Genomic DNA, 22,625 nt, shown 5'->3' with positions numbered 1-22,625 from the left:
GCCTGGTGCAGCAGGTCGGGGGCGGAGTCGGTGATGAGCGTCACGTCCTGGATATCGGCACGTCGGAGCGGATCCTGGACCGAAGAATGCTGTGAACGCGTGAGAAAGTCGTGTGCATGCCTGCTGCACCCGGGACGATCCGCCCGTTCCACCCGTCCGACCTCCCGGCGATCTACCGGATCTGTCTGCTCACCGGCGAGGCCGGCGGGGACGCGACCGCGCTGTACCGCGACCCCGACCTGCTGGCGCACCTGTACGCCGGCCCGTACCCGGTGGCCGACCCCGGGCTGACGTTCGTGGTGGTCGACGAGCTGGGACTGGTGGGCTACATCGTCGCGACGGCCGACACGCACCGGTTCGAGCAGTGGCTCGAGCGCCAGTGGTGGCCGACCCTGCGTACCCGGTACCCGGTGCGCGAGAACCCGCACGACGGCACCGAGGACCACGTCCTGGTCGGCCGCATCCACGAGTGGGAGGCCGCGGACGACTCCCTGTTCGACAGGTTCCCCGCGCACATGCACATCGACCTGCTCCCGCGGGCTCAGGGCCGCGGTCTCGGCCGTCGGCTCATCGAGACCCTGTCGGCGGCGCTGCGCGAGCGTGGCGTGCCGGGGCTGCACCTCGGCGTCGACAGCCGGAACGAGGGCGCCATCGCGTTCTACACGCGGGTCGGCTTCACCGAGGCGGCCCGCCACGACTGGGGCAGGACGCTGACGCTCGACCTCACGTGACGGGTTCGTCCCGGTGCAGGGCGAGCACCCGGTCGACGTCCTCGACCGTCACGCCCGGCAGGTCGAGGACGTGCCGCAGCTGGGTCAGCGTGTCCACCGGCTCCGGCGCCTTCTTCCGTGGTGCCAGGAACAGGTTCGCCAGGTAGCCGGTGAACGTCCCGAAGATGCCGACGCCGACGACGATGATCATCGAGCCGACGATGCGCCCCGCGTTGGTGACCGGGTACTGGTCGCCGTAGCCGACGGTGGAGATGGTGGCGATCGTGTACCAGAGGGCGTCCGACGCGTCCGTGATGTTCGCGCCCGGGGCGCCGTCCTCGATGCGCAGGATCGTGAGGCTGCCGAACTGCAGCACGAGGACGCCCGCGAGGAGCAGGGTGTAGAGCGCACTGCCCGCGCGGTCGCGGATCAGCGTCCGCAGCACCTTGCGGCCACCGACCCCGCGCAGGAGCCGGATGACGCGGACCAGGCGGAAGATGCGCAGGAACTTGAACTCGGGGAGCGGCAGGCTGGCCAGCAGGTCGGCCCAGCCGAAGTGCCGGAAGAAGTAGTCCTTGCGCGACGGGGCCGTGACCAGCCGGTAGGTGAAGTCGAGCAGGAAGACACCGCTGAAGAGCGCGTTCATGATCAGCAGGACGTTCTGCAGATCACCGTCCTGCCGGGTGAGGACGACGAGGACCAGGTTGAAGATCGACAGCAGCGACAGCGCGCCGATGAAGATCTCGTACCCGATGCCCTTCAGCTCACTGCGAGGCGCGCTCACGGCAGGAGTCTGGCACGCAGGCGGAGGCGTCAGCCCGCTCCCGCGCCGACGGACTCCAGCCACGGGAGCAGCGTCGGCAGCGCGCGCAGGGCGACCAGCCCGTGCCCGGTCCCATCGGGTCGGCGTGCACCTCGGTGCCCGGGGCGCGCTGCTTCTCGACGAACGCGGCGGTCACCTCCGGCCGGACGAGCGTGTCGGCCGGACCGCCGAGACTTTCGGCGTGGCTGTCACAGCGGTCACGGCATTCGTGTGACGACGGTCAATGACTGCTTGACTCGTGCGGTCATCGGGGGCACTCTTGGCGTGACGTCGCAGGGCCGGTCCCCCAGGAGGGTGGGGGGCCGGCCCTGCGCGGATGTCCAGGCCGTAGACCCGCCTCCCGCAGCGGCGGCCTCCGTGGGTGCCGCGCCGCAGAGCGCGGCCGTCCAGTCTTCCGACGCAGCGCACCGCCGCACCTCGCTCCGGGCCGCGAGTCCCCGGCCAAGCGCGTGCCGGGCCCGATACCGGTGCCACTCGCGTCGCTTCCCACCCCCGAGACCGGTGGCATCCGCGCGTCTACCAGACCCGAACAGCGGTGCCATCAGCGCGCTTGCTGGGCCCGAGCGCCATCGCCGCCCACGTGCCGCCAGGCGACACGTGTCAACAACAGCCACGCGAACGGGGGACACGTGTCACCCGGTCGAGGAGGCGCGCGCGATTGTCCGATACGTCCAGATCTTCCGTTCCGCCTGATCGGTCCCTACGGTGGTCCCGGGTCGCAATGCCGCGACCCGCTCGCCCGCCCTGGAGGGTCCCCTGCGATGCCCGACACCACGATCGACCCCGCCACGCCCCACCAGTCACACCACGCCCACGGCCCGGCACTGCCGCCGCTCAGCCGGCGGTCGTTCCTCGTCCTGACCGGAGCGGCGGCCGCCGTGGCCGCGAGCGCGACGAGCGCCTCCGCCCGCAGCGTGCCAGCAGCCGGCCCCGTCGCCGCGCACGGCCACCCGCACGGCAACCCCGCCGCCGCCCGTCGCGCCGCCGTCGCCTTCCTGCAGTCCGCCACCGACGCGTACCCGACGCTCAACACCGGACCCCGGCTGCCCCAGAGCTACGCCGACGAGCTCGGCCTGTTCAGCACGGCGTTCGTGTACGACAGCGCACTGGCCGTCATCGCGCTCCTCGCCGACGGGCGCCGCAGCACGGAGCAGACGGCGCGAGCCATCGGCGACGGCATCGTCTACGCCCAGGAGCACGACCCGGGCTACTCCGACGGCCGCCTGCGGCAGGGCTACAACGTCGGCCCGTACACGTTCTACGACGGCAACCCGCAGCCGTACGGCTTCGTCCTGCCGGACGGCTCCGCCAACATCGGCTGGCAGTTCGGGTTCCTCGGCACCGCTGTCGGTGACATGGCGTGGCCCGGCATCGCGCTCGCGCAGCTGTTCGCCCGCACCCGCGACCGCCGGTACCTCGACGCCGCGGTCCGCATCGGCACGTGGATCACCACCAACACGTGGTCCACGCAGCCGCTCGGCGGCTTCTCGTTCGGCGTCAACGGCGCGAACGTGCCGGTCCCCAACGGCTCGACCGAGCACAACATCGACTGCGTCGCGTTCTTCACGCTGCTCCGCGAGCTCACGCGCGACAAGGCGTGGACCGCGGCCGCGAAGCACGCCCGGGCGTTCGTCGACCTGATGTGGGACCCGACCGCGGGTGCGTTCTGGACGGGCACCAACGACGGCGTCGAGATCAACCGGTTCCCCGTGCCGCTCGACACGGCCACCTGGAGCTGGCTCGCGCTGCGCGAGAAGCGTTACGCCGGCGCGCTCGACTGGGCCGGCTCGGCGCTCGCCGTCACCGACGACGCGAACGCCGCGACGTCCCAGCTCCCCGACGGCGAGACGCTCTCCGGCGTCACGTTCAGCACGGCCAGCCTGACGTCGACCGCGCAGTACAACGGCATCACCGTGCACCCGCAGGGCGTCTGGCTGGAGGGCACCAACCAGCTGGCGACCGCGCTCGTCGACCGGGACCGTCGCGGCGACAAGCGCGCCGCCGACGCCCTGCTCGCGCAGGCCCGCCACGCCCAGGACGTGCTCGGGGTCGGGCAGCACCTGGGTGGGGTGGAGGTCGACGGCGGGATCGTCGCGGCGTCCAGCCTCCTGGACACCGGGTTCGGCTTCGGCTACTTCCAGGTCCAGCACGTCGGCGCGACGTCGTGGTTCGTGTTCGGGGACACCCGCACGAACCCGTACCGCCTGGGCCGCCGGAGCTGACCGGACACACGACGGGGCCCCGGCGGGAGACATCCCGCCGTGGCCCCGTCCCGTGATCCGCCGCCGTCACCGGTGGGCGCTGACCAAGTCAGGGGTGTCGCTCGACGTCCTGGTCGCGACGCTCATGGCTTGGTCGCAGCAGCCAGAGGTCAGCAGAACTGGGCTGCCCGGGGGACAGCCACGGCAGGTCGAGTCATGAGGGCGTCCGGTGGGGACGGCGTCGCAGGTGCTGACCTGCGGGAAACACTGGAGCGGGTGACGAGAATCGAACTCGCGCTATCAGCTTGGGAAGCTGAAGTTCTGCCACTGAACTACACCCGCGTGGACCGACGGATCGGTCCGGAGAGAGAGCATACCCGGACGGATCCGAACGGCGAACTCAGGTCCGGACGGTCAACGTGAACGCGCCGCAGCGCTCCTCGCCGGGCTCGAGGACGAAGACGCCCGTGCCCGGCACTCCGGCGTCGTGCAGCGCAAAGCCGTCGTTCACGTTGGTCACGGGCTCGACCGCGAAGTACGGCCGCTTGCGGGGCGCGTACAGGACGAGGTGGGCGTACACGGGGTCGACGTGCAGGTCGACGTTCACGCCGAGGTCCTGGTAGCTGATCCGCACCGGTGAGCCGGGCTCCCAGGCGGTGAGCACGTCGTCGATGAAGGACGAGGTCAGCGGACGTGCCACGCGGAAGTCGGCGCGCTGCGGGACCGCGCCGGCCGGGCCTGACGGGAGCGCGTTGACCAGCGCGTAGCCCTTCTGCGCGGGGACCTCGAGCACCGGCTGGCCGGGGGTCGGCGGGGCGGACGTGCCGAGCGGCGACAGGGTGCGCTGCAGGTACGGGTGGTGCCCGAAGCCGGCCGGGAACGGTTCGCGGTCGACGTTGCCTACCGACGTGCCGACGGTGAGCTTGTTGTCGCTGAGCGCGTAGGTGATCTGCGCGCGGAACCGCCAGGGGAAGTTCACGCCGACGAGACCGGTGGTGTCGAGCTCGAGGACGACGCGGGTGTCGGTCTGGTCGGTGACCGTCCAGGCGGAGTGCCGGGCGGCGCCGTGGATGGCCGTGCCGTCCGCACCGTTGCGCTGCAACTGCCAGGTGCGGCCACGGAACGGCAGCACCCCGGCCCGGATCCGGTTGGACCACGGGACCATCGGGAAGCTGGAGCACTTCTCCGCCTCGCCCATCGCCGTCGGGCGGGTCGGGCGCAGCAGGTCGCGCCAGACCCCGTCGGACGTGCGGATGCGGCCGCCGGCGAGAGCCCCACCCGTCCCGGGCAGCACGTCGAGCTCCCATGTGCCGTTGCGGAGCGTGATCACGCGCGGATCGACGTCGAACGGCGACGTAAGCGCTTCGACTTCCTGGAGCGCAGTCATCAGAGCATCCCGTCAGACCCCTGCGGGGTCAGACGGTGACCTCGACGCGGACGACCGAGCCCTCGGCGGCGTACGGGACGAGGTTGCCCTCGACCGGCGTGCCGTCGACGGTGAGGCTCCCGCGGGCGCCCTCGGTGCCGGAGTTGGTCACGTGGATCTCGTACGTGGCGCCACGGGCGACGCGCGTCACGGTGAACGACGGGACGTCCGGACCGATCTGCGGGTCGACGACGAGCCCGTCGTAGTCCGGGCGGACGCCGAGCAGGTACTGGGAGACCGCGACGAAGTTCCAGGCGGCGGTGCCGGTCAGCCAGGAGTTCTTGGCCTCGCCGGCGCGCGACGCCTCCTTGCCCGCGATCATCTGCGCGTACACGTACGGCTCGAGCTTGTGCGTGTCCGAGATGTCCTCGCGGTACGCGGGCGTGATCCGCTTGTAGTAGTCGAACGCCTTGGCGCCACGGCCGACCACCGTCTCGCCGATGATCACCCAGGGGTTGTTGTGGCAGAAGATGCCACCGTTCTCCTTGTACCCGGGCGGGTAGGTGGAGACCTCGCCGAGCTCGATCTGGTACGTGGTGTACGCGGGGTACTGGAGCACCAGGCCGTGCGGGGTGCCCAGCATCTCGCCGACGGAGTCCAGTGCCTTGATGGCGGGCGACTCAGGCGAGGTGCCGTCGACACCGATGCCTGCCATGACCGCGAAGCCCTGCGGCTCGATCCAGATCTTGCCCTCGGGCTTGGCGTCCGTGCCGATCGGGTTGCCGTAGTAGTCGTACGCGCGCAGGAACCACTCGCCGTCCCAGCCGTGCTCGAGCACCGCGGCGCGGACCTCGTCGACCACCTTGCGGGCCTGCGAGGCGACCTCGGTGAGGCCGCGGCGCGACGCCAGCTCGGCGAACTCCGCGCCGTAGAGGACGAACTGCGCGGCGATGAACACCGACTCGGCGTGCCCGCCGGCCTGGTTCTCGGTGGTCTGGAACGACTCGCCGGGGGTGGTGGAGAAGCAGTTGAGGTTCAGGCAGTCGTTCCAGTCGGCGCGGCCGATGAGCGGCAGGCCGTGCGGGCCACGGTTGTCCACCGTGAACTGGAACGAGCGGACCAGGTGCTCGAACAGCGGGACCTCGGAGCCGGGCTCGTTGTCGAACGGCACCGGCTCGTCGAGGATCGCGACGTCGCCGGTCTCCTTGATGTACGCGGCCACGCCGGCGATGAGCCACAGCGGGTCGTCGTTGAAGCCGGAGCCGATGTCGTTGTTCCCGCGCTTCGTCAGCGGCTGGTACTGGTGGTACGCCGACCCGTCCTCGAACTGCGTGGAGGCGATGTCGATAATGCGCTCGCGGGCACGCTCGGGGATGAGGTGCACGAAGCCCAGGAGGTCCTGGTTGGAGTCGCGGAAGCCCATCCCGCGGCCGATCCCGGTCTCGAAGAACGACGCCGAGCGCGACATGTTGAACGTGACCATGCACTGGTACTGGTTCCAGATGTTGACCATCCGGTCCAGCTTCTCGTCGTCGGACTTCACCGAGTACGTCGAGAGCAGACCGGTCCAGTGCGCGCGGAGCTGCTCGAACGCGGCGTCCGTCTGCTCCGTCGTCGCGAAGCGGCCCAGGAGAGCGTGCGCGCGCTCCTTGTTGATGACCTGGTGGGCGTCGTCGGCCCACTTCTCCTCGTCGGGGTTCTCGACGTAGCCGAGCACGTAGGTCAGGGCGCGGGACTCGCCCGGCGCCAGCGTCAGGTTCACCGAGTGCGAGCCGATCGGGTACCAGCCGGATGCCACCGAGCCGGTGGACTGCCCGCTGCGGGGGACCGTCGCCTCGCCCAGACCGTTGTAGGCGCCGACGAACGTGTCGCGGTCCGTGTCGAAGCCGTCGGCCCGGGTGTTCACGCCGTACACGGCGTAGTGGTCGCGGCGCTCGCGGTACTCGGTCTTGTGGAACACGGCGGAGCCGTACGGCCCGTCCTGCTCGACCTCGACCTCGCCGATCGACAGGTTGCGCTGGTAGTTGGTCTGGTCGTCCTGCGCATTCCAGAGGCAGAACTCGACGAACGAGAAGAGCGTGATCGACTTCTCGACGTCGGAGGTGTTGGTGACCGTGACCTTCTGGATCTCGGCCGTCTCGCCGATGGGCACGAAGAACAGCGTCTCGACGGAGATCCCGCGGCGCTCACCCGTGATGCGCGTGTAGCCGAGGCCGTGCCGCGTCTCGAAGTGGTCCAGGTCCGCCTTGACCGGCAGCCACGACGGGGTCCACACGTCGCCGCCGTCGTTCACGTAGAAGTACCGGCCGCCGGCGTCCGCGGGGATGTTGTTGTACCGGTAACGCGTCAGGCGGCGCATCTTGGCGTCGCGGAAGAACGAGTAGCCACCGGACTGGTGCGAGATGAGCGAGAAGAACTGCTCGGAGCCCAGGTAGTTGATCCACGGATAGGGCGTGTGAGGCGTCTCGATGACGTACTCGCGTGCCTCGTCGTCAAACTGGCCGTACCGCATGGACTTGCCCCTCGAGTGCTCGGCAGTGGCGCCCGCGGCTCGTCGGCTCCCGCTGCAGTGCGGGACGCGTCGTCGCCGGCGCTGTTCGGTGTGCGATGTGCAGTGCGAGAGCGCTCCCACGCAACTCCCGGACGAGAGCATAGCCGTCCGCGTCCCATGGCGGAACGGACGAAGCGATTCCTGCGGCGACGACGGTCGGACCCGCCCGAACGTGCAGGTCCGGTCGACCGAATCTTTTCGCAGGCCAGCAAGTCTCTACGGTGCTCACCATCTGACACGTGGGGAGCTCGACGATGAGACGTACCCGGCACGGCCTGACCCTGACGACCGTCCTCGCCGCCGTCGTCCTGCTCGCGACCCCCGCGTCGGCGGGTGACGTCCACCGGGAGGAGTTCGGGCGGACGCTCGGAGCCGGCTGGGAGGTCGCGGGGTTCAGCGGCGACCCGGTCGCGACGCTGCGCGGCGGCACGATGACCATCGGCGAGCAGACGCTCGTCATGCTGCGGGACTACGCCGCTCCGTCGGAGTGGACGGGGTCGGCCGGCCGGCTGACCGGCTGGGACGTCGACTTCCGCATGCGTCTCGGGGCCGGCTCGACGCAGACATGTCTCGACGAGACCGGCAACGCGCCCGCGACGACGCTCTGGGTGGGCGACACCGTCGACCTCGTGCAGATCGGGTTCGGCCCCGGCGAGCTCTGCCTCGTGTACCCGTACGAGGACCGCGAGGCGATCCCGCTGGACACCCACCGGTGGCACAGGTACCACCTGGAGGCGCGCGGGCAGCACCTGCGGCTCACGGTCGACGGGCGCACCGTGCTCGACCGGACGCTCGCGGGGCGCGGCGCCGGCACGATCGCGCTCGGCTTCGAGACGCACCAGGGCAGCTCGAGCTGGGACTACGTCCGCTATGACACCGCGCCCGGGCACGCCTGCACGATCCGGGGCACCGACGGCCCGGACGTCCTCACCGGCACCCCTCGCGCGGACGTGATCTGCGCGGGCGCCGGCGACGACCGGGTCTCCGGGCTCGGCGGCGACGACGTCCTGGTCGGCGGGGACGGGGACGACACGCTGCTCGGCGGCGTCGGCCACGACCTGCTCCAGGGCGGCTGGGGCGGCGACGTGCTCGACGGCGGTCCCGACAGCGGGCGGTCCGAGGGCGGGCAGGGGGACGACCGGTTCGTCACGGGCGCGGCGCCCGACGGCGCCCACCAGCTCGTCGGCGGACCGGGGCGCGACGCCGTCGACTACAGCGCGCGCACCGGCCCGGTCACGGTGACGCTCGACGGCCTCGGCGGCGACGGGGAGCCCGGCGAGGGCGACTCGGTCGGTGCGCCGCCGCCGTGGAGCTCCTCGCCCGACATCGAGGAGGTCGTCGGTGGGTACGGGGACGACGTGCTGACCGGCGTCTGGTGGCAGGAGACGCTCGTCGGCGGGCCCGGGGCCGACCTGCTGCGGGGCGGCGGTGGCCAGGACGACCTGCGCGGGACCGACGGCGTCGAGGGCAACGACCGTCTCGACGGCGGCGACGGCCAGGACGCGTGCACGGCCGACCGTCTCGACGCGATGACGTCGTGCAACGACACGATCCCGTGGCCGCCGATGCCCACGCCGACGCCGGCGCCGACGCCGTCGCAGCGGGCGCCGACGGTGGCGCCCGCCGGCGAGCGCTGACGGTCAGCGTGCCGGGACGCGTGCGCGGCGGGGATCCAGACCCACCGCGACGGTGGCGCCGACGGCGAGGTGCAGGGCGACCAGGGTGCCGACGGCGGCGGGTGACGTGCCCCCGAGCGGGCCGAGCAGGGACACCGCCAGCACGATCCCGCAGGTCAGCCACCAGGCGACCGGGGCGCGTCGGCGCAGGATCGTGCGGACGCCCCAGGCGCCCAGGGTGACGACGAGGGTCGCGACGACGACCGAGACCGCTCCGACGGTCTGCGGGGGCGTGCCGGCGGCCAGGTCGACGCCGCCGACAGGGACGGCGAGCACCCAGACGGCGAGCGCGAGGGCGGTCGCCGTGACGGCGACGAGCCAGACGGGGACAGGACGGGACATGAGCTTCTCCTGACGTTCGAGGTGGACGTCCCGACCCTGGTCGCCCACCGGCGCCGACCGCCTCGGCCGGAGGTCCGTCGTGGCCCCTCCTTTGGTCGGTGGTCGCCGTACCGGACCGTTCCTACGCTCGCCGCATGACCCGACCCCGTGACGTGCCGTCGCTGCCCGTCCTGCTCGCCCTGCTGACGGGGATGGTGGCGCTCACCGCCCTCACAGCCTGGGCCGCGCAGGTGGACGGCGTCCCGTTGGCGGTCGACCTGGTGCTCGGTGCTCTCGCGGTCTCCGTCCTGCCGTTCCTGCGCAGCCGCCCCCTGCTCGGCGGCCTGCTGCTCGGCGTGCTCGCCGCGCTCAGCCCGGCGGCGACCCCGGCCGCGACCGCCGGTACGTACGTCGTCGCCCGCCGCGAGCGGCTGGGCATCGCGGTCCCCGTGGCGTGCGCGAGCATCGTCGGGCACGCGCTCCAGGCCCTGTGGCGGTCCGTGGGGCTGCCGCTGGGCTGGTGGCTGCTGTGCGACGTCGCCGTGCACGCGGCGCTGCTGGGCTGGGGCGCGTACGGCCGGACCCGGGACGCGCTCGTCGCGCAGTGGCGGGAGCGGGCGCGTGCCGCCGAGCGGGACCAGGCGCGCAAGGTCGCGGAGGCGCGGTCGGCGGAGCGGACCCGGATCGCCCGGGAGATGCACGACACCCTGGCGCACCGGCTGACCCTGCTGGCCACCACCGCGGGCGCGCTGGAGTACCGGACAGACCTGTCCCCGGAGCAGGTGTCGGCGGCGGCGGGCGTGGTGCGGGCGAGCGCGGGCGACGCGCTGGAGGAGCTGCGGACCGTGATCGGGGTGCTGCGCGAGGGGCCTGACGAGCTGCGTCCGACGCCCGGCCTCGCGGACCTGCCGGCGCTGGTCGAGCAGGAGCGCGCGGCGGGGGCGTCCGTCGACCTGGACGCGCCCGAGCTGGTCCTCCCGTCCGCTCTCGGGCTCGCGGTCTACCGGACGTGCCAGGAAGGGCTGACCAACGCCCGCCGGCACGCGCCCGGGGCGAAGGTCGACGTGCAGGTGGACGCCGACGACGGGCTGCGGGTGCGCGTGCTGAACGGGAGGGGCGGTCGCGGTCTCGGGGCGGGGACCGGCACGGGCCTCATCGGGCTGACCGAGCGGATCGAGCTGCTCGGCGGGACGCTGCGCGCCGGGCCGGTGGCGGAGGGGTACGCGCTGGACGCGTGGATACCGTGGCGGCCATGAGCGTTCGCGTGCTGATCGTCGACGACGACGCCCTCGTGCGCTCGGGGCTGTCGCTGCTGCTCGACGGCGCCCACGGGATCAGCGTCGTCGCACAGGTGGCCGACGGGTCGGGCGTCCCCGCCGCGCTCGAGGCTCACCCCGTCGACGTCGTCCTCATGGACCTGCGCATGCCCGGCACCGACGGCATCGCCGCGACCCGGGCGGTCCGCGCCCGCCGGGACCCGCCGGCCGTCGTCGTCCTCACGACGTTCGACACCGCCGACGAGGTGGAGGCCGCCCTGCACGCCGGCGCCAGCGGGTACCTGCTCAAGGACACCGAGCCGCAGCGGATCGTCGAGGCCGTGCTCGCGGCCGCGGCGGGGGAGCCCGTGCTGTCGCCGCGGGTGGCCCGTCGGCTCATGGACTCCACCGCGCGCACGGGCGGGTCCCGGGCGGCGGCGCGCTCGACCCTGGACCTGCTGACCGACCGGGAGCGGGACGTCGTGGCCGCGATCGGGCGCGGAGCGAGCAACGCGGAGATCGGCCGCGAGCTGTTCCTCACGGTGGCGACCGTGAAGGCGCACGTGTCGAGCATCCTGCTCAAGCTGGGTCTGGAGAACCGGACCCAGGTGGCGCTCCTTGTCCGGGACGCGGACCAGGGCTGAGAGCACGGGGAACCGGACTACCGTGGCCCCGTGCTGCTCTCCGACCGTGACATCAGGACCGAGCTCGAGTCGGGCCGCGTGGCCCTCGACCCCTACGAGCCCGCCATGCTCCAGCCATCGAGCATCGACGTGCGGCTCGACCGCTACTTCCGGCTGTTCGACAACCACAAGTACCCGTTCATCGACCCCGCGGCGGACCAGCCCGACCTGACGCGGCTGGTCGAGGCCGCCCCGGGGGAGCCGTTCGTCCTGCACCCCGGCGAGTTCGTCCTCGGCTCCACGTACGAGGCCGTGACGCTGCCCGACGACATCGCCGCGCGGCTGGAGGGCAAGTCGTCACTGGGGCGGCTCGGCCTGCTGACCCACTCGACGGCCGGCTTCATCGACCCCGGGTTCTCCGGTCACGTGACCCTCGAGCTGTCCAACGTCGCGACGCTGCCGATCCTGCTGTGGCCCGGCATGAAGATCGGCCAGATGTGCTTCTTCCGGCTGTCGTCGGCGTCCGAGCACCCGTACGGGTCCTCCGAGTACGGCTCGCGGTACCAGGGGCAGCGCGGTCCGACCGCGTCACGCTCCTTCCAGAACTTCCACCGGACGGACGTCTGAGGCGTGGCCCGGCTCACCCGGCTCCCCGCCGACGACCCCGGTCTGCGTGACCGGCACATCCTCGCGCTGCCGCCGGACGTCGCGGCCGACGAGGTCGAGGTGCTGGCCATCAGCCGGTTCGCCAACGCCCGGTGGGAGGAGCAGCCGCAGGACACGCTGCAACCGCGCGGGATCATCGGGCCGATGACGGCCGCGCTCGGCATCCGCGCCGTGGGCTCCGGCACCGTCCCGACCCGCACGCTCCGGCTGGCGCGCCTCTCGACCCTGAACGGCCCGTTCCGCATGGAGACCGGAGACGCCGTGAGCCTCGGGCTGCCGACGACGGCCACCGTGGCGTACGTGCTGGTCTGCCCGCGGGAACGCGGCGAGAAGCCCTACCCGGGCGGTGACCGCGACGGGCTCAAGCGCGCGTTCCCGAACGGCATGCCGATCCGGGAGGAGGAGCGTGTCCTGCAGTGGATGGTCGCCGCCGCCCGCCGCCTCGGCGGCTCCGTGCGCACCGGCGAGAACGGCACCGTGCTCACCCCCGACGTCGACAGCGCCATCGACCTCACCGTGCTGTCCGACGCGTGGCTCGAACCTGCGGAGGCGCTCACCGTCGTCCAGTCGGTGCAGCCGCGCGCACGGCTCAGCGAGGCCACCAGCACGTGGACCGGTCCCGCCTCCGGCGTCGGGCGCGACGCCGGCAGCCGACCCGGCTGGGTGGCCGAGGCCGGTGGGCGCGGGCTGTCCGCCGCCCTGGAGCGCCACGGGGTCGACGACGAGACCGAGCGGCAACGACTCATGGACGAGGCGTCGGCCTACGACGAGCTGATGCTCGCGGTGCCGCCCGTGCCCGAGTCGTACGGGGTGCTCGTCGACCTCGGGCACGACGGCACGCTGTCCGTCGAGGCCGGCGTCGAGACCTCCCTGCCGCCCCTGATGCGTGACCTGCCGTGGACCCGGAACGGCGTCGTCGCCTACCGCGTGCACTGGGAGCCGCCCTTCATCGAGGAGCTCGAGGCCGAGCGGCCGTCGTTCGAGCACCGAGTCGCCCGGGCCCGCGCGGCTCCGCTGGTGCAGGCCGTCGCGCGCGTGGTGCACGCCGCGATCGGAGGCGAGATCGCCGACGAGGCGGACTTTCTGGTGGACCCCGAGGACGTCTGACGGTCGTTAGGCCGGACAGGTGACGGCGACCCGACCGGTTGCTGCGGTGAACAGACCTTCGTACCGTCGGCGGACGGGCAAGGTCATGGGGGCTCGACGATGACGTCGCTGAAGCAGGAGCTCGCCGGAGCGAGGACGTGGCTCCTGCGCGGCCTGCTCGCGCTCGCGGCCCTCGTGCTCGTCGTCGTCGTCCAGGCCGTTCTCGCCGCCCCGCCCGCGCGGGCCGACGACTCGCCGCCGGGTGCCGACGTGGTGACCGACCTGGTGTCGCCCGTGGTCGCGGCCGTGGTCGCACCGGTGCGGCCGGTCGTGTCCGAGGTCGTCGTGCCGGTGGTGTCCGCTGTGGCGGAGCCGGTCGCATCCGTCGTCGAGGCGGCCGCCGCGCCGGTCGCTCCGGTGGTGGAGGGCGTCGTCGCCCCGGTGGCAGCCGTCGTCGCACCCGTCGGCGAGGTGGCCTCGCCCGTGCTCGACGCGGTGACCCCCGTGGTCGCGGCCGTCGCCCCTGCGACGGACGCGCTGGCCCCGGTCGTCGAGACGCTCGACGACGCGCTGGTGCCCCTTGGCGACGTCCTCGGACCGCTGGTCGACCCGCTGCGACCGCTCGTCGGGACCCTGGAGCCCGTGACCGGGGTCCTCGTACCTGTCGGTCCGGTGGCCGGCGTCCTCGACCCCGTCCTCGACCCACGGCCGGGCGCGACCCCGATCTCGTCGACCTCGTCCTCGACCTCGACCGTTCCCGTCGCCCCGGACCTCTGGTCCGCGTCGGAGCGTGCGGAGTCACGCGTGAGCGCCGGCCCCCACCGCACGCCGGCCGGGCCATCGGCGCAGCCGGAGAACGCGCCTGCCGCCCCGGCACCGACCGACCCCGCACCCACCGACCCCGCTCCGACCGACCCCGCGCCGGGCGTCCCCGCCCTCCCCGCGCCCGCCGGTTCCGTCGCGAACGGCGGCCGCACGGCGGTCGATGCGGCCGTCGTCGGCGTCCCCGCCCACGCCGCCGTCCCGCAGGGCCGGTGCCCGCTCGGCGGCGTCCTCGTGAGGTCCACCGCTCCGCCCGCCGCGGAGGTCCCCAGCTCTCCTGCCTGACCGGAGACCGGTCGCACCCGTGCGACACGCGTCCAGGCCCGTCCGGGCCACCCGATCAGCAGGAGGAGCTTTGCCATGCACAACCTTGTCCGGCGATCGCTGCACACAGCGCTCGTGACAGGCGGCCTCGTCGTCGCCGGGGCCTCGACGGCCCACGCAGCAGAACCCGCCGCAGCAGCCGCGCTCGCGGACACGGGCTGGACGCCCTGGCTCGCGTTCGCGGGCGTGTGCCTGGTCGCGCTGGGTGTGGTGCTGCGACGGTCGGCGACCACCCGTCGGTCGACGAAGAGCCCGTTCACGCACCCGGCGCTCCTGGACCGGGTGCCGACCCAGCGGGGGGAGACCCGAGCGCGGTGACGGACGCCGTCGTCGGGCCCGCGGGGGGATCGCCTCGCGGGCCCGGGCGGCGGTGACCGGGCTAGGGTCGCCTGCGTGGTGACGCAGCGATGACGGGGACGGTCCGCAGGAGTGCCGGTCTGCTGGTGTTCCGGCGCACGGCCGGGCTCGAGGTGCTGCTCGGGCACATGGGCGGACCGTTCTGGGCGCGCAAGGACGCGGGCGCGTGGACGATCCCGAAGGGGGAGCCCTCGTCCGGCGAGGACCCCTACGCCACGGCGCAGCGGGAGTTCGCCGAGGAGATCGGGCTGCCGGCGCCCTCGTCGGAACCTCTCCCGCTCGGGGACGTGAAGCAGAGCGGTGGCAAGGTCGTGACGGCGTGGGCGCTGGAGGGCGACCTCGACGTGTCCGCCATCGCGAGCAACCTCGTCGAGATCGCCTGGCCGCCACGGTCGGGGCGGACGCTGATGGTGCCCGAGCTCGACCGGGCCGGGTGGTTCGCGCCCGACGAGGCGCGACGGCTCGTGATCAGCGCGCAGGCGGCGTTCGTGGACCGGCTGGTGGAGGCGCTCGCCTGATCAGGCGGGGACGGCGGTGTTCTGGCCGACCGCGAGGAGCCAGCCGCCACCGGCCTCACGGACCCAGGCATAGCTCTCTCGCTCACGTCGCGCCCCACCACGAACCCGCGCGACCGGCTGGCGGCCGAGGGCCCGGGGTCGAGGCGGCACATCCGGAGCGCGGACTGACGCTCAGGTCAGGTGGTCGAAGTCACCGTTCGCCCAGCCGATGTGGCGGTCGGCCGAGCGGCGGACGATCGCCTTCGCGTCGGCCGCGATGACGTTGGCGAAGTTGCCGTAGAGGCGGTCGAAGTCCAGGCGGTCGACGTGGTCGGCGACGCGGCGGGCGACGGCACCGGACAGCGGCAGGTGGTTCGGGTAGCTGCGCATGAACGCGACGGACTGCCGGTCGGGGTTGGCGAAGAGCGTGTCTCCGCTGAGCAGCACACCCTTGCCGGCCGCGCCGGCGGTCCAGTGCGCGATCGCGCTGCCGGGGAAGTGGCCGCCCGGCTGGGACAGGGTCACGCCCGGCAGGACCTCCAGCTCCCCGGACCAGGTCCGGATGACCGGGTCGGGGCGGTTGATCCAGTGCGCGTCGGCCTCCGCGACGAGGACCGGCGGGTTGCCCAGCGCGCGGCTCCACTCCACCTGCACGCCGTACATGTGCGGGTGGCTGGCCGTGATCGCCCGGACCGGCCCGAGCGCCAGGACCTGCTCGACCACCGCGTCGTCGAGGAACCCGATCGGGTCCCACAGCAGACTGCCCTCCGCGGTGACCAGCAGCTTCGACTGCTGGCCGATGCCGGCGCCCGGGGAGCTGGTGATCGCGAACAGGTCCAGCTCGAGCTCCTCCAGGTGCGCGCGGTACCCCTGCGCGGCGAGCTCCTCCAGGGTGGTCCAGCGCTGGCCCGACGCGGGCACCCACTGGCGTTCGTCGGCGCAGATCGCGCAGACGTCGGACTGCTCGGCACTCTCCACGGCGCACGTGGCGCAGATCCAGAAGGTCATGACCGTCACGCTAGCCCGGGATGGCGTGCCTCGGCCCGGCACCCCCACCTGCGATGACACCCTCGGCGTGAGCCGATCCGAAAGCGGTCGGCAGGTCGCATCCGTGGGGGGACGAATGGGATCGAGAGCCAGGCTGGTGAGCATGCGGACGGTCGAGGAGGAGCTGAGCCTCAGCGCCGCGCAGGTGGACGAGCTGGTGCGCAGCGGCGCGCTGCCGGTGGTACGGATCCTCGACGTGTGGCGCGTCGAGTCGGCGGCGCTGGACCGTCTGATCGAGGAGGCCCGAGAACGGGCGCGTCTCGCCGCCGGCCCGCCGGTCGCCCGCGCGGTCGAGAAGACCGAGCCCGGTCCTGCGGGACGTCGGACACCGCCGGAGCCGGCTCCTGCGGCCCGCTGCCCCCCGGCCGACGACGACCTCCCCGCCGACGGTCAGCCGACGGGGGTGCGCCCGGCCGCTCTGGCGCGGCTGACCGCACAGCAGCGGCGCGTGCTCGCGCTCGTCGGCCTCGGGCTGTCCAACTCGCAGGTCGCCGAGCGGCTCACCGTCGAGGTCAGCACCGTGAAGAGCCACGTGCAGCGCCTGCTGCGCGCCCTGGACCTGCCGGACCGCGGGCACCTCATCGCCTACGCGTGGCAGACGGGTCTCCTGCACCCTCCCGGGGCGCACTGACGGGGGTGCGTCCACCCGTCGGCTGCCGCCGAGGGGTGGACGGTACCCGCCGCAGGGAGGGCGGCGCCCTCCCGGGGGTGTGACCTGCCCGGATGCCGCCCAGCGGTGGACGACCGCGCCCGGCCGTCGACGCGAACCTGGGCAGGTCGGGCACACCGACGCACACCACAAGCAGGGGGTTCCACCGATGTCCGTCTCGACAGATACCCAGACCACCGTGACCGACCTGAACGCAGGCTGGTACAACGTGGTCGCCCAGGCCCTCGACCTGGACCCGACCACCTTCCAGCTCGCGCAGGGCACGCTCGGCCTGCAGACGAGCGACTCCAGCGGGCTGTTCCTCATCGGCGACGCCGTCCCGCCGTCCGCCTCCGTGGCGCACTTCGACTCCGCGGGTCTCTCGCGCCGCTCGTCGGCCTTCCAGCAGCTGCTCGGGGCGCTGCTCCCGGAGACCGGCTCCGACCTCGCGGTGTTCCTCAAGGACCAGTACGCGGGGTGGATCACCTACCGGACCGCGTTCTGGAAGGACAACCCGACGAGCACGCTCACGCAGGAGCAGCTGTTCGCGCAGTGGGCCAACCGGACGCTGGACCCCCGGACCGCCAAGCAGGCCATCACGACCTACGCGCTCGCGGCCAACTCCCAGCTCTACCAGGCCCTCGACGCGCTGACCGCGACGGCCGGGCGGCAGTCGTTCGTCAGCTCGGCGGGCACGACGTACACGCTGCCCATCTACTCGGCGACATCGGCGGGGGCCACGGCCGCGATCAACGGCGGCGCCTCGGCGACCATCGCGTTCGACAGCTCGACGATGAACACGACGCTGTCGCACACCACCGCCCAGGGGTCGGCGAGCGGCTTCTACGACATCTTCTCCGCGGGCGCGGGCACGTCGTTCGACCAGCTCAACACCACGGCGGCGGGGAGCGAGTGGACGATCGAGGGCACGATCGGCAAGTACGCGACGCTGGCCTCGGAGCCGGGCAGCTGGTTCACGAGCGGTGAGCTCACGCGCGCGTACAACGCCAAGAACGACTTCACGGTGTGGGACCAGAACGCGAACGCCGGCACGTGGGACTCGTTCTTCGCGCAGCCGGCCGGGGCGCTCGCGCGGCGCGTCAGCCAGCTGGTGCTGGTCAGCGACTACTCGATCACGGTGACGAGCCACGCGACCTACTCGCAGTCGGACGCCGAGACCATCTCCGCGCACGCGAGCTTCGGCATCTGGCCGTTCTTCTCCGCGGAGGCCAGCGGCACCCAGACCACCCAGGTGACGCTCAACTCCGACTCGACGCTGAAGGTCACGCACACGCTGCCCAAGGGCCTGATCCAGATCTGGGGCGTGACCGTCCAGGACGCGCCCAACTGACGTCCGACGTCCCCGGACCGACGGGGGGTGATCGCGCACGCCCACACGCAGTCCCGCACGACGGCCGGGTCGCCCGACCCGCCCGCAGCACCAGACAGGTGACCGACCGGTCGCCGGACAAGGATCTGACATGAACGACACCTTCGCGCTCGCCGCGACCTTCCGCCCCGCCGCACCCGCCCCGCAGGACCACGACGACGTCGTCGCCCGCATCTCGCTCATCAAGCCGAACGGCTCGGGCGACACGGGCATGGCGGAGGAGCGCTGACACCGTGACCGACGCCGCCCACGCCCCTCGGTCCGGTCGGGAGCCCTCGTGCTGACCCTCGCGATCCACGCCGGTGACCCCGGCACCGCACGGTGGCGCGCTGGCGACGACGGGTGGCACCGCGGCTCGTCCATGGTGCGGCCCGTCGCACCGGGGCTCGTCGACCTGGCCGCGTGGGCGGCGCCCGGCCGCACCGTGCTCCTCGTCGCTCGTCGCGGCGGGGCGCACGGCGCCCGGGGGGCGGGTCCGGGACCCATACCGGACCCGCTCCCCGTGACCGCCGCCCAGCTCGACGCGCACGTCGCGGCGGTGCTCGCGGACCCGGGGGACGTCGTGCTGGTCGACGTGCGTGACCCGGCCACCGTCGAGGTCACGGCGGGGGTGGGGTCGGCGACGCCGCTGTACCTGACCGTCGTCGGCGACGAGCTGCGGGGTGGCTGGGACCTCACCGCGCTGCGTCGCGCCGGCTCGGCCGCGCTGGACCCGGTGCTCGCCGCGCACTACCTGCACCGCAGCGTCCCGTACGCCGCGACGACGCTGTGGTGCGGCGTCCGGCACCTCACCGAGCGGGCGACCGCCCGGTGGACCGGGCAACGGCTCGACCTCCGGTACCCGCCGGCCGCTCCCGACGTGCCGCCCGGGGCGCTGCGCACCGGCGCCGACCCGCTCGGGGCGTTCCGCGGCGGCCTGCGCGCGCTGCTCGTCGACCTGCTCGCCGCGCAGGACGGTCCGGCCGCGCTCGAGCTCAGCGGCGGCGCGGACTCCGCGGCGGTGCTGGCGGCGGCGCGGGACGCTCGCGCGGGGGAGCTGCACACCTACGGGCTGCTGGTCCCCGGGCGGCGTGGGCGCCTCCAGGCCGCGCGGCGCACGGCGCTCGTCGACCGCTTCGGGGCCGTCGACCGGACGCTGGCCGCCGACGCGCACCCGCCGCTCGACCCCGCGGGGCCGCGGCTGGCGGGCGGCACGGCCCTCGGCCCGCACGAGGAGATCTACACCGAGGCGTTCGACGCCCTGCTCGGGATCGCGTCCCGCGACGGCGTCACGTCGATGCTCACCGGCACGGGCGGCGACGAGCTCTTCCTGCCGCACCCGTCGGAGCTCGGCGCCGACGACGTGCGCACCTGGCCGGCCGCACCCGCGCACGTGACCCGCACGGCCACCGAGGCGTTCCAGGACACCCGGTGGACCGTCGACCAGGCGCCGCGCACCGTCGTCCCCCGGTCGACGCTCGGGTCGCTGGCGAGCCGGTCGCCGGTGTTCCTCCGCGCGGGCGTGCTGCCTGTCGCGCCCTTCGCGACAGCGCCCGTCGTGCGGTTCTGCCGGCAGCTGCCCCGCTCGTGGCGGGTGGACAAGGCGCTCGAGCGCCGCTACCTGGCGTCGTGGGGGCTGCCGTGGCAGGTCACCCACCCGACGACGAGCGAGAGCTTCGGCGACTTCTTCGAGGCGACGCTCCGCGGTCCGGCCGTGGGCCTGCTCCGGGACCTCTTCCGCGACCCCCGGCTCGCCGACCTCGGGCTCGTCGACGGGGTGCGCCTGCGGCAGGACCTCGACGAGCACGTGCGCGGCGGGACGGTTCCGTCGCACCGGTTCTACGAGGTCGCCGCCCTCGAGCTCGCCCTGCGGGGGTCGGCCGCCGCTGCGTGACTCAGGACAGGCCGAGCGCCCGCAGCGTCGCCGGGTCGAGGAGGACCGGGCTCGTTCCGGCCGAGGCGGGACCTCATGCGGGCTTCACCACGCACCACTCGTTGCCCTCGGGGTCGAGCAGCACCTGGAACGAGCCGGCGGTGTCGACGTGGATCTCGCCGACCCGCGTCGCGCCCAGCGCCTCCGCCTGGACGGTGGCCGCGGCGATGTCCTCGACCTCGACGTCGAGGTGGACGCGGTTCTTCGCGACCTTGCCCTCGGGCACGCGCTGGAACGCGATCCGGGTCCAGCCCGGCGGGTCGACGTAGTGCCAGCCGTCGTTCCGGCCCACGGGGGTGCCGCCGAGGACGTCGGCCCAGAAGCGCACGAGGACCGCCGGCTCGGCACAGTCGAAGACGACCTCGTCGATGCGTCCGATCATGCGGCGACGGTAGCGCTGCCCTCGAACTGCGTGCGGTACAGCTCCGCGTACACGCCGCCGCGTGCCAGCAGCTGGGTGTGGGTGCCCTGGTCGATCACGCGGCCGTGGTCCAGGACCACGATCGAGTCGGCCTGGCGCACGGTGGACAGGCGGTGGGCGATGACGATGCTGGTCCGACCTGTCAGGGCCTCGTCGAGGGCGGCCTGGACCGCGGCCTCGGAGCCGGAGTCGAGGTGCGCGGTGGCCTCGTCGAGGATGACGACGTCCGGCGCCTTGAGCAGCATCCGCGCGATGGCGAGCCGCTGGCGCTCGCCGCCGGACAGCCGGTAGCCGCGGTCGCCGACCACGGTGTGGATGCCGTCGGGCAGGGTGGCGACGAGGTCCGCGATGTGCGCCTGCTCCAGCGCGCGCTCGATGTCCGCGTCCGTGGCCTCCGGGCGGGCGTAGCGCAGGTTCTCCGCGATGGTGTCGTGGAACAGGTGGGCCTCCTGGCTGACCACGCCGACCGTCGCGCGCAGCGAGGCGGTCGTGACGTCCCGCAGGTCGGCGCCGGCGATCCGGACGGAGCCCTGCGTCGGGTCGTACATGCGCGTGACCAGCTGCGAGATGGTCGTCTTGCCCGCCCCCGAGTGGCCGACGAGCGCGACCATGTGGCCCGCGGGCACGGTGAAGCTGACGTCGTCGAGGGTGTTCGCCGTGACCTCGTGCTGCAGCGTCGCGACCGACTCCAGCGACGCCAGCGAGACCTCGTCGGCACCGGGGTAGCGGAAGCTGACGGCGTCGAGCTGGACCGTCGCGCCGTGCTTCTCCTTGAGTGCGCCGAGGTCGACGGCGCCCGGCTTCTCCGCGACCGTCGGTTCCAGGTCCAGCACCTCGAGCACGCGCTCGAAGCTGACCAGGGCCGTCATCACGTCGACCTGGACGTTGGACATCGCGGTGAGCGGCCCGTACAGGCGGCCGAGGTAGGCGGTGAGCGCGACGACGACGCCGACGGTCAGCTGCCCGCGGATCGCCATGACGCCGCCCAGCCCGTAGACGATGGCGACGGCGACCGACGCGAGGGTGGTCAGGCCGACGCGGAACCAGGTGGAGTAGAGCGCGCGGGTAACGCCGATGTCGCGCACGCGGCCGACCTGGTCGGAGTACATCCGGGACTCGCGCTGCGGGTCCCCGAAGATCTTGACCAGGTGCGCGCCCGCCACGTTGAACCGCTCGTTCATGATCTGCGCGGCGTCGGCGTTCAGGGCGTAGCTCTCGCGGGTGATCGCCGCGATCTTCTTGCCGAACCAGCGGGCCGGGAAGATGAACGCCGGCAGCAGGACCAGGCTGAGCAGGGTCAGCTGCCAGGACATGCTCAGCATCGCCGCGAGCACGAACACGATGGTCAGCGAGTTGCTCACCACGTTCTGCAGGGTCGACGTGAACGCCTGCTGCGCGCCGAGCACGTCACCGTTGAGCCGCTGCACCAGCGCGCCGGTCTTGGCCCTGCTGAAGAAGGCGAGCGGCATGCGCTGCACGTGGTCGAAGACCTCGGTGCGCAGGTCCCGGATCAGGCCCTCGCCCACCTGGGACGACACCCAGCGGTCGGCGACGGACAGGCCGGCCGTCACGATGGCGAGCACCGCGACGACGGCCGCCATGGTGAGCACCACCTGGGTGTCCCCGGCCGTGATGCCGTCGTCGATGAGGGTCTTGAACAGCAGGGGGGTGACCGCGCCGGCGGCCGCCTCGACGGCGATGAGCGCGACGAACACCGCGAGCTTGCCCTTGTACGGGCGCGCGAACTGCAGGATGCGCCTGAGGGTGTCGCGCGTCAGCCGGTGGTCCGCGACCGTGCGGTCCTTGGCGAAGCTGCGCATGTTGGGGCTGCCGGAAGTCATCGACACGGGCACCACCTCCTTGGTCCTGGGCCTTGTGGGCCGATGGTGAGGTTAACTCACTATGTGCCTGGATCACAAGTTGGGGT

Annotated in this window: 21 protein-coding genes and 1 tRNA gene; 14 read left to right on the top strand and 8 right to left on the bottom strand. The window is 72.9% G+C overall.

Annotation, left to right across the window (positions count from 1 at the left end; all coding sequences use genetic code 11):
* Window positions 1-116 precede the first annotated feature (116 nt).
* Window positions 117-731, top strand: a complete 615-nt coding sequence (locus ACXJKF_RS10905) for a GNAT family N-acetyltransferase (RefSeq protein WP_456787735.1) — start codon at window positions 117-119, stop codon at window positions 729-731.
* On the opposite strand, the gene ACXJKF_RS10900 is transcribed toward ACXJKF_RS10905, so the two are convergent.
* The gene (locus ACXJKF_RS10900; protein ID WP_456787734.1) at window positions 724-1,494 is read right to left on the bottom strand and encodes an ion transporter; all 771 of its coding nucleotides are present in this window, start codon (window positions 1,492-1,494) and stop codon (window positions 724-726) included. The genes ACXJKF_RS10905 and ACXJKF_RS10900 overlap by 8 nt on opposite strands.
* An 800-nt stretch (window positions 1,495-2,294) precedes the next feature.
* On the opposite strand from ACXJKF_RS10900, the gene ACXJKF_RS10895 reads away from it, so the two are divergent.
* The gene (locus ACXJKF_RS10895) at window positions 2,295-3,755 is read left to right on the top strand and encodes a Tat pathway signal sequence domain protein (RefSeq protein ID WP_456787733.1); all 1,461 of its coding nucleotides are present in this window, start codon (window positions 2,295-2,297) and stop codon (window positions 3,753-3,755) included.
* Window positions 3,756-4,002: 247 nt separating this feature from the next.
* Here the strand turns inward: ACXJKF_RS10895 and ACXJKF_RS10890 are convergent.
* The 3 genes from ACXJKF_RS10890 to ACXJKF_RS10880 form a co-directional block, all read right to left on the bottom strand.
* Window positions 4,003-4,076, bottom strand: a tRNA-Gly gene (locus ACXJKF_RS10890).
* Between the two features lie 58 nt (window positions 4,077-4,134).
* A complete protein-coding gene (locus ACXJKF_RS10885; RefSeq protein WP_456787732.1) occupies window positions 4,135-5,064 on the bottom strand; it encodes an aldose epimerase family protein in 930 nt (309 codons plus the stop codon).
* 85 nt (window positions 5,065-5,149) lie between these two features.
* Complete coding sequence (locus tag ACXJKF_RS10880) at window positions 5,150-7,612, bottom strand: GH36-type glycosyl hydrolase domain-containing protein (protein WP_456787731.1); 2,463 nt, start codon at window positions 7,610-7,612, stop codon at window positions 5,150-5,152.
* Between the two features lie 293 nt (window positions 7,613-7,905).
* On the opposite strand from ACXJKF_RS10880, the gene ACXJKF_RS10875 reads away from it, so the two are divergent.
* Window positions 7,906-9,288, top strand: a complete 1,383-nt coding sequence (locus tag ACXJKF_RS10875) for a calcium-binding protein (protein WP_456787730.1) — start codon at window positions 7,906-7,908, stop codon at window positions 9,286-9,288.
* 3 nt (window positions 9,289-9,291) lie between these two features.
* On the opposite strand, the gene ACXJKF_RS10870 is transcribed toward ACXJKF_RS10875, so the two are convergent.
* A complete protein-coding gene (locus ACXJKF_RS10870) occupies window positions 9,292-9,669 on the bottom strand; it encodes a DUF6069 family protein (RefSeq protein ID WP_456787729.1) in 378 nt (125 codons plus the stop codon).
* A gap of 134 nt (window positions 9,670-9,803) precedes the next feature.
* On the opposite strand from ACXJKF_RS10870, the gene ACXJKF_RS10865 reads away from it, so the two are divergent.
* The 7 genes from ACXJKF_RS10865 to ACXJKF_RS10835 all read left to right on the top strand — a co-directional run bounded on the left by ACXJKF_RS10865 (window position 9,804) and on the right by ACXJKF_RS10835 (window position 15,300).
* On the top strand, window positions 9,804-10,904 hold the full coding sequence (locus tag ACXJKF_RS10865) for a sensor histidine kinase (RefSeq protein WP_456787728.1): 1,101 nt from the start codon (window positions 9,804-9,806) through the stop codon (window positions 10,902-10,904).
* Window positions 10,901-11,548, top strand: a complete 648-nt coding sequence (locus tag ACXJKF_RS10860) for a response regulator (RefSeq protein WP_456787727.1) — start codon at window positions 10,901-10,903, stop codon at window positions 11,546-11,548. The genes ACXJKF_RS10865 and ACXJKF_RS10860 overlap by 4 nt, the downstream gene beginning before the upstream one ends.
* A 30-nt stretch (window positions 11,549-11,578) precedes the next feature.
* Window positions 11,579-12,154 carry a dCTP deaminase gene (dcd, locus tag ACXJKF_RS10855; RefSeq protein WP_456787726.1) on the top strand — a complete coding sequence of 192 codons (576 nt, stop codon included), beginning with the start codon at window positions 11,579-11,581 and terminating at the stop codon, window positions 12,152-12,154.
* Window positions 12,155-12,157: 3 nt separating this feature from the next.
* Window positions 12,158-13,300, top strand: coding sequence for a hypothetical protein (locus ACXJKF_RS10850; RefSeq protein ID WP_456787725.1), 1,143 nt, complete (start codon window positions 12,158-12,160; stop codon window positions 13,298-13,300).
* A gap of 99 nt (window positions 13,301-13,399) precedes the next feature.
* Window positions 13,400-14,386, top strand: a complete 987-nt coding sequence (locus ACXJKF_RS10845; protein ID WP_456787724.1) for a hypothetical protein — start codon at window positions 13,400-13,402, stop codon at window positions 14,384-14,386.
* 75 nt (window positions 14,387-14,461) lie between these two features.
* Window positions 14,462-14,743, top strand: a complete 282-nt coding sequence (locus ACXJKF_RS10840; RefSeq protein ID WP_456787723.1) for a hypothetical protein — start codon at window positions 14,462-14,464, stop codon at window positions 14,741-14,743.
* 89 nt (window positions 14,744-14,832) lie between these two features.
* On the top strand, window positions 14,833-15,300 hold the full coding sequence (locus tag ACXJKF_RS10835) for an NUDIX domain-containing protein (RefSeq protein ID WP_456787722.1): 468 nt from the start codon (window positions 14,833-14,835) through the stop codon (window positions 15,298-15,300).
* A 171-nt stretch (window positions 15,301-15,471) separates the two neighbouring features.
* Here the strand turns inward: ACXJKF_RS10835 and ACXJKF_RS10830 are convergent, their stop codons facing one another.
* Complete coding sequence (locus tag ACXJKF_RS10830) at window positions 15,472-16,287, bottom strand: MBL fold metallo-hydrolase (protein WP_456787721.1); 816 nt, start codon at window positions 16,285-16,287, stop codon at window positions 15,472-15,474.
* A 142-nt stretch (window positions 16,288-16,429) separates the two neighbouring features.
* Here ACXJKF_RS10830 and ACXJKF_RS10825 point away from each other — a divergent pair, with 142 nt between their 5' ends.
* The 4 genes from ACXJKF_RS10825 to ACXJKF_RS10810 all read left to right on the top strand — a co-directional run bounded on the left by ACXJKF_RS10825 (window position 16,430) and on the right by ACXJKF_RS10810 (window position 20,238).
* Window positions 16,430-16,957 (top strand): response regulator transcription factor, encoded by a 528-nt coding sequence (locus ACXJKF_RS10825; protein ID WP_456787720.1) that lies wholly within the window; start codon window positions 16,430-16,432, stop codon window positions 16,955-16,957.
* Window positions 16,958-17,174: 217 nt separating this feature from the next.
* A complete protein-coding gene (locus ACXJKF_RS10820) occupies window positions 17,175-18,326 on the top strand; it encodes a hypothetical protein (RefSeq protein ID WP_456787719.1) in 1,152 nt (383 codons plus the stop codon).
* A 130-nt stretch (window positions 18,327-18,456) separates the two neighbouring features.
* Complete coding sequence (locus ACXJKF_RS10815) at window positions 18,457-18,594, top strand: hypothetical protein (protein WP_456787718.1); 138 nt, start codon at window positions 18,457-18,459, stop codon at window positions 18,592-18,594.
* Between the two features lie 48 nt (window positions 18,595-18,642).
* Window positions 18,643-20,238, top strand: a complete 1,596-nt coding sequence (locus tag ACXJKF_RS10810; protein ID WP_456787717.1) for an asparagine synthase-related protein — start codon at window positions 18,643-18,645, stop codon at window positions 20,236-20,238.
* A gap of 73 nt (window positions 20,239-20,311) precedes the next feature.
* On the opposite strand, the gene ACXJKF_RS10805 is transcribed toward ACXJKF_RS10810, so the two are convergent.
* Complete coding sequence (locus ACXJKF_RS10805; protein WP_456787716.1) at window positions 20,312-20,659, bottom strand: VOC family protein; 348 nt, start codon at window positions 20,657-20,659, stop codon at window positions 20,312-20,314.
* The gene (locus ACXJKF_RS10800) at window positions 20,656-22,539 is read right to left on the bottom strand and encodes an ABC transporter ATP-binding protein (RefSeq protein ID WP_456787738.1); all 1,884 of its coding nucleotides are present in this window, start codon (window positions 22,537-22,539) and stop codon (window positions 20,656-20,658) included. Before ACXJKF_RS10800 ends, ACXJKF_RS10805 begins: the two co-directional genes overlap by 4 nt.
* Window positions 22,540-22,625 lie beyond the last annotated feature (86 nt).

This window comes from Cellulomonas sp. P5_C5, assembly GCF_054049655.1.
The sequence above is the reverse complement of the archived record's forward strand: the minus strand, read 5'-3'. Positions and strand labels throughout refer to the sequence as shown.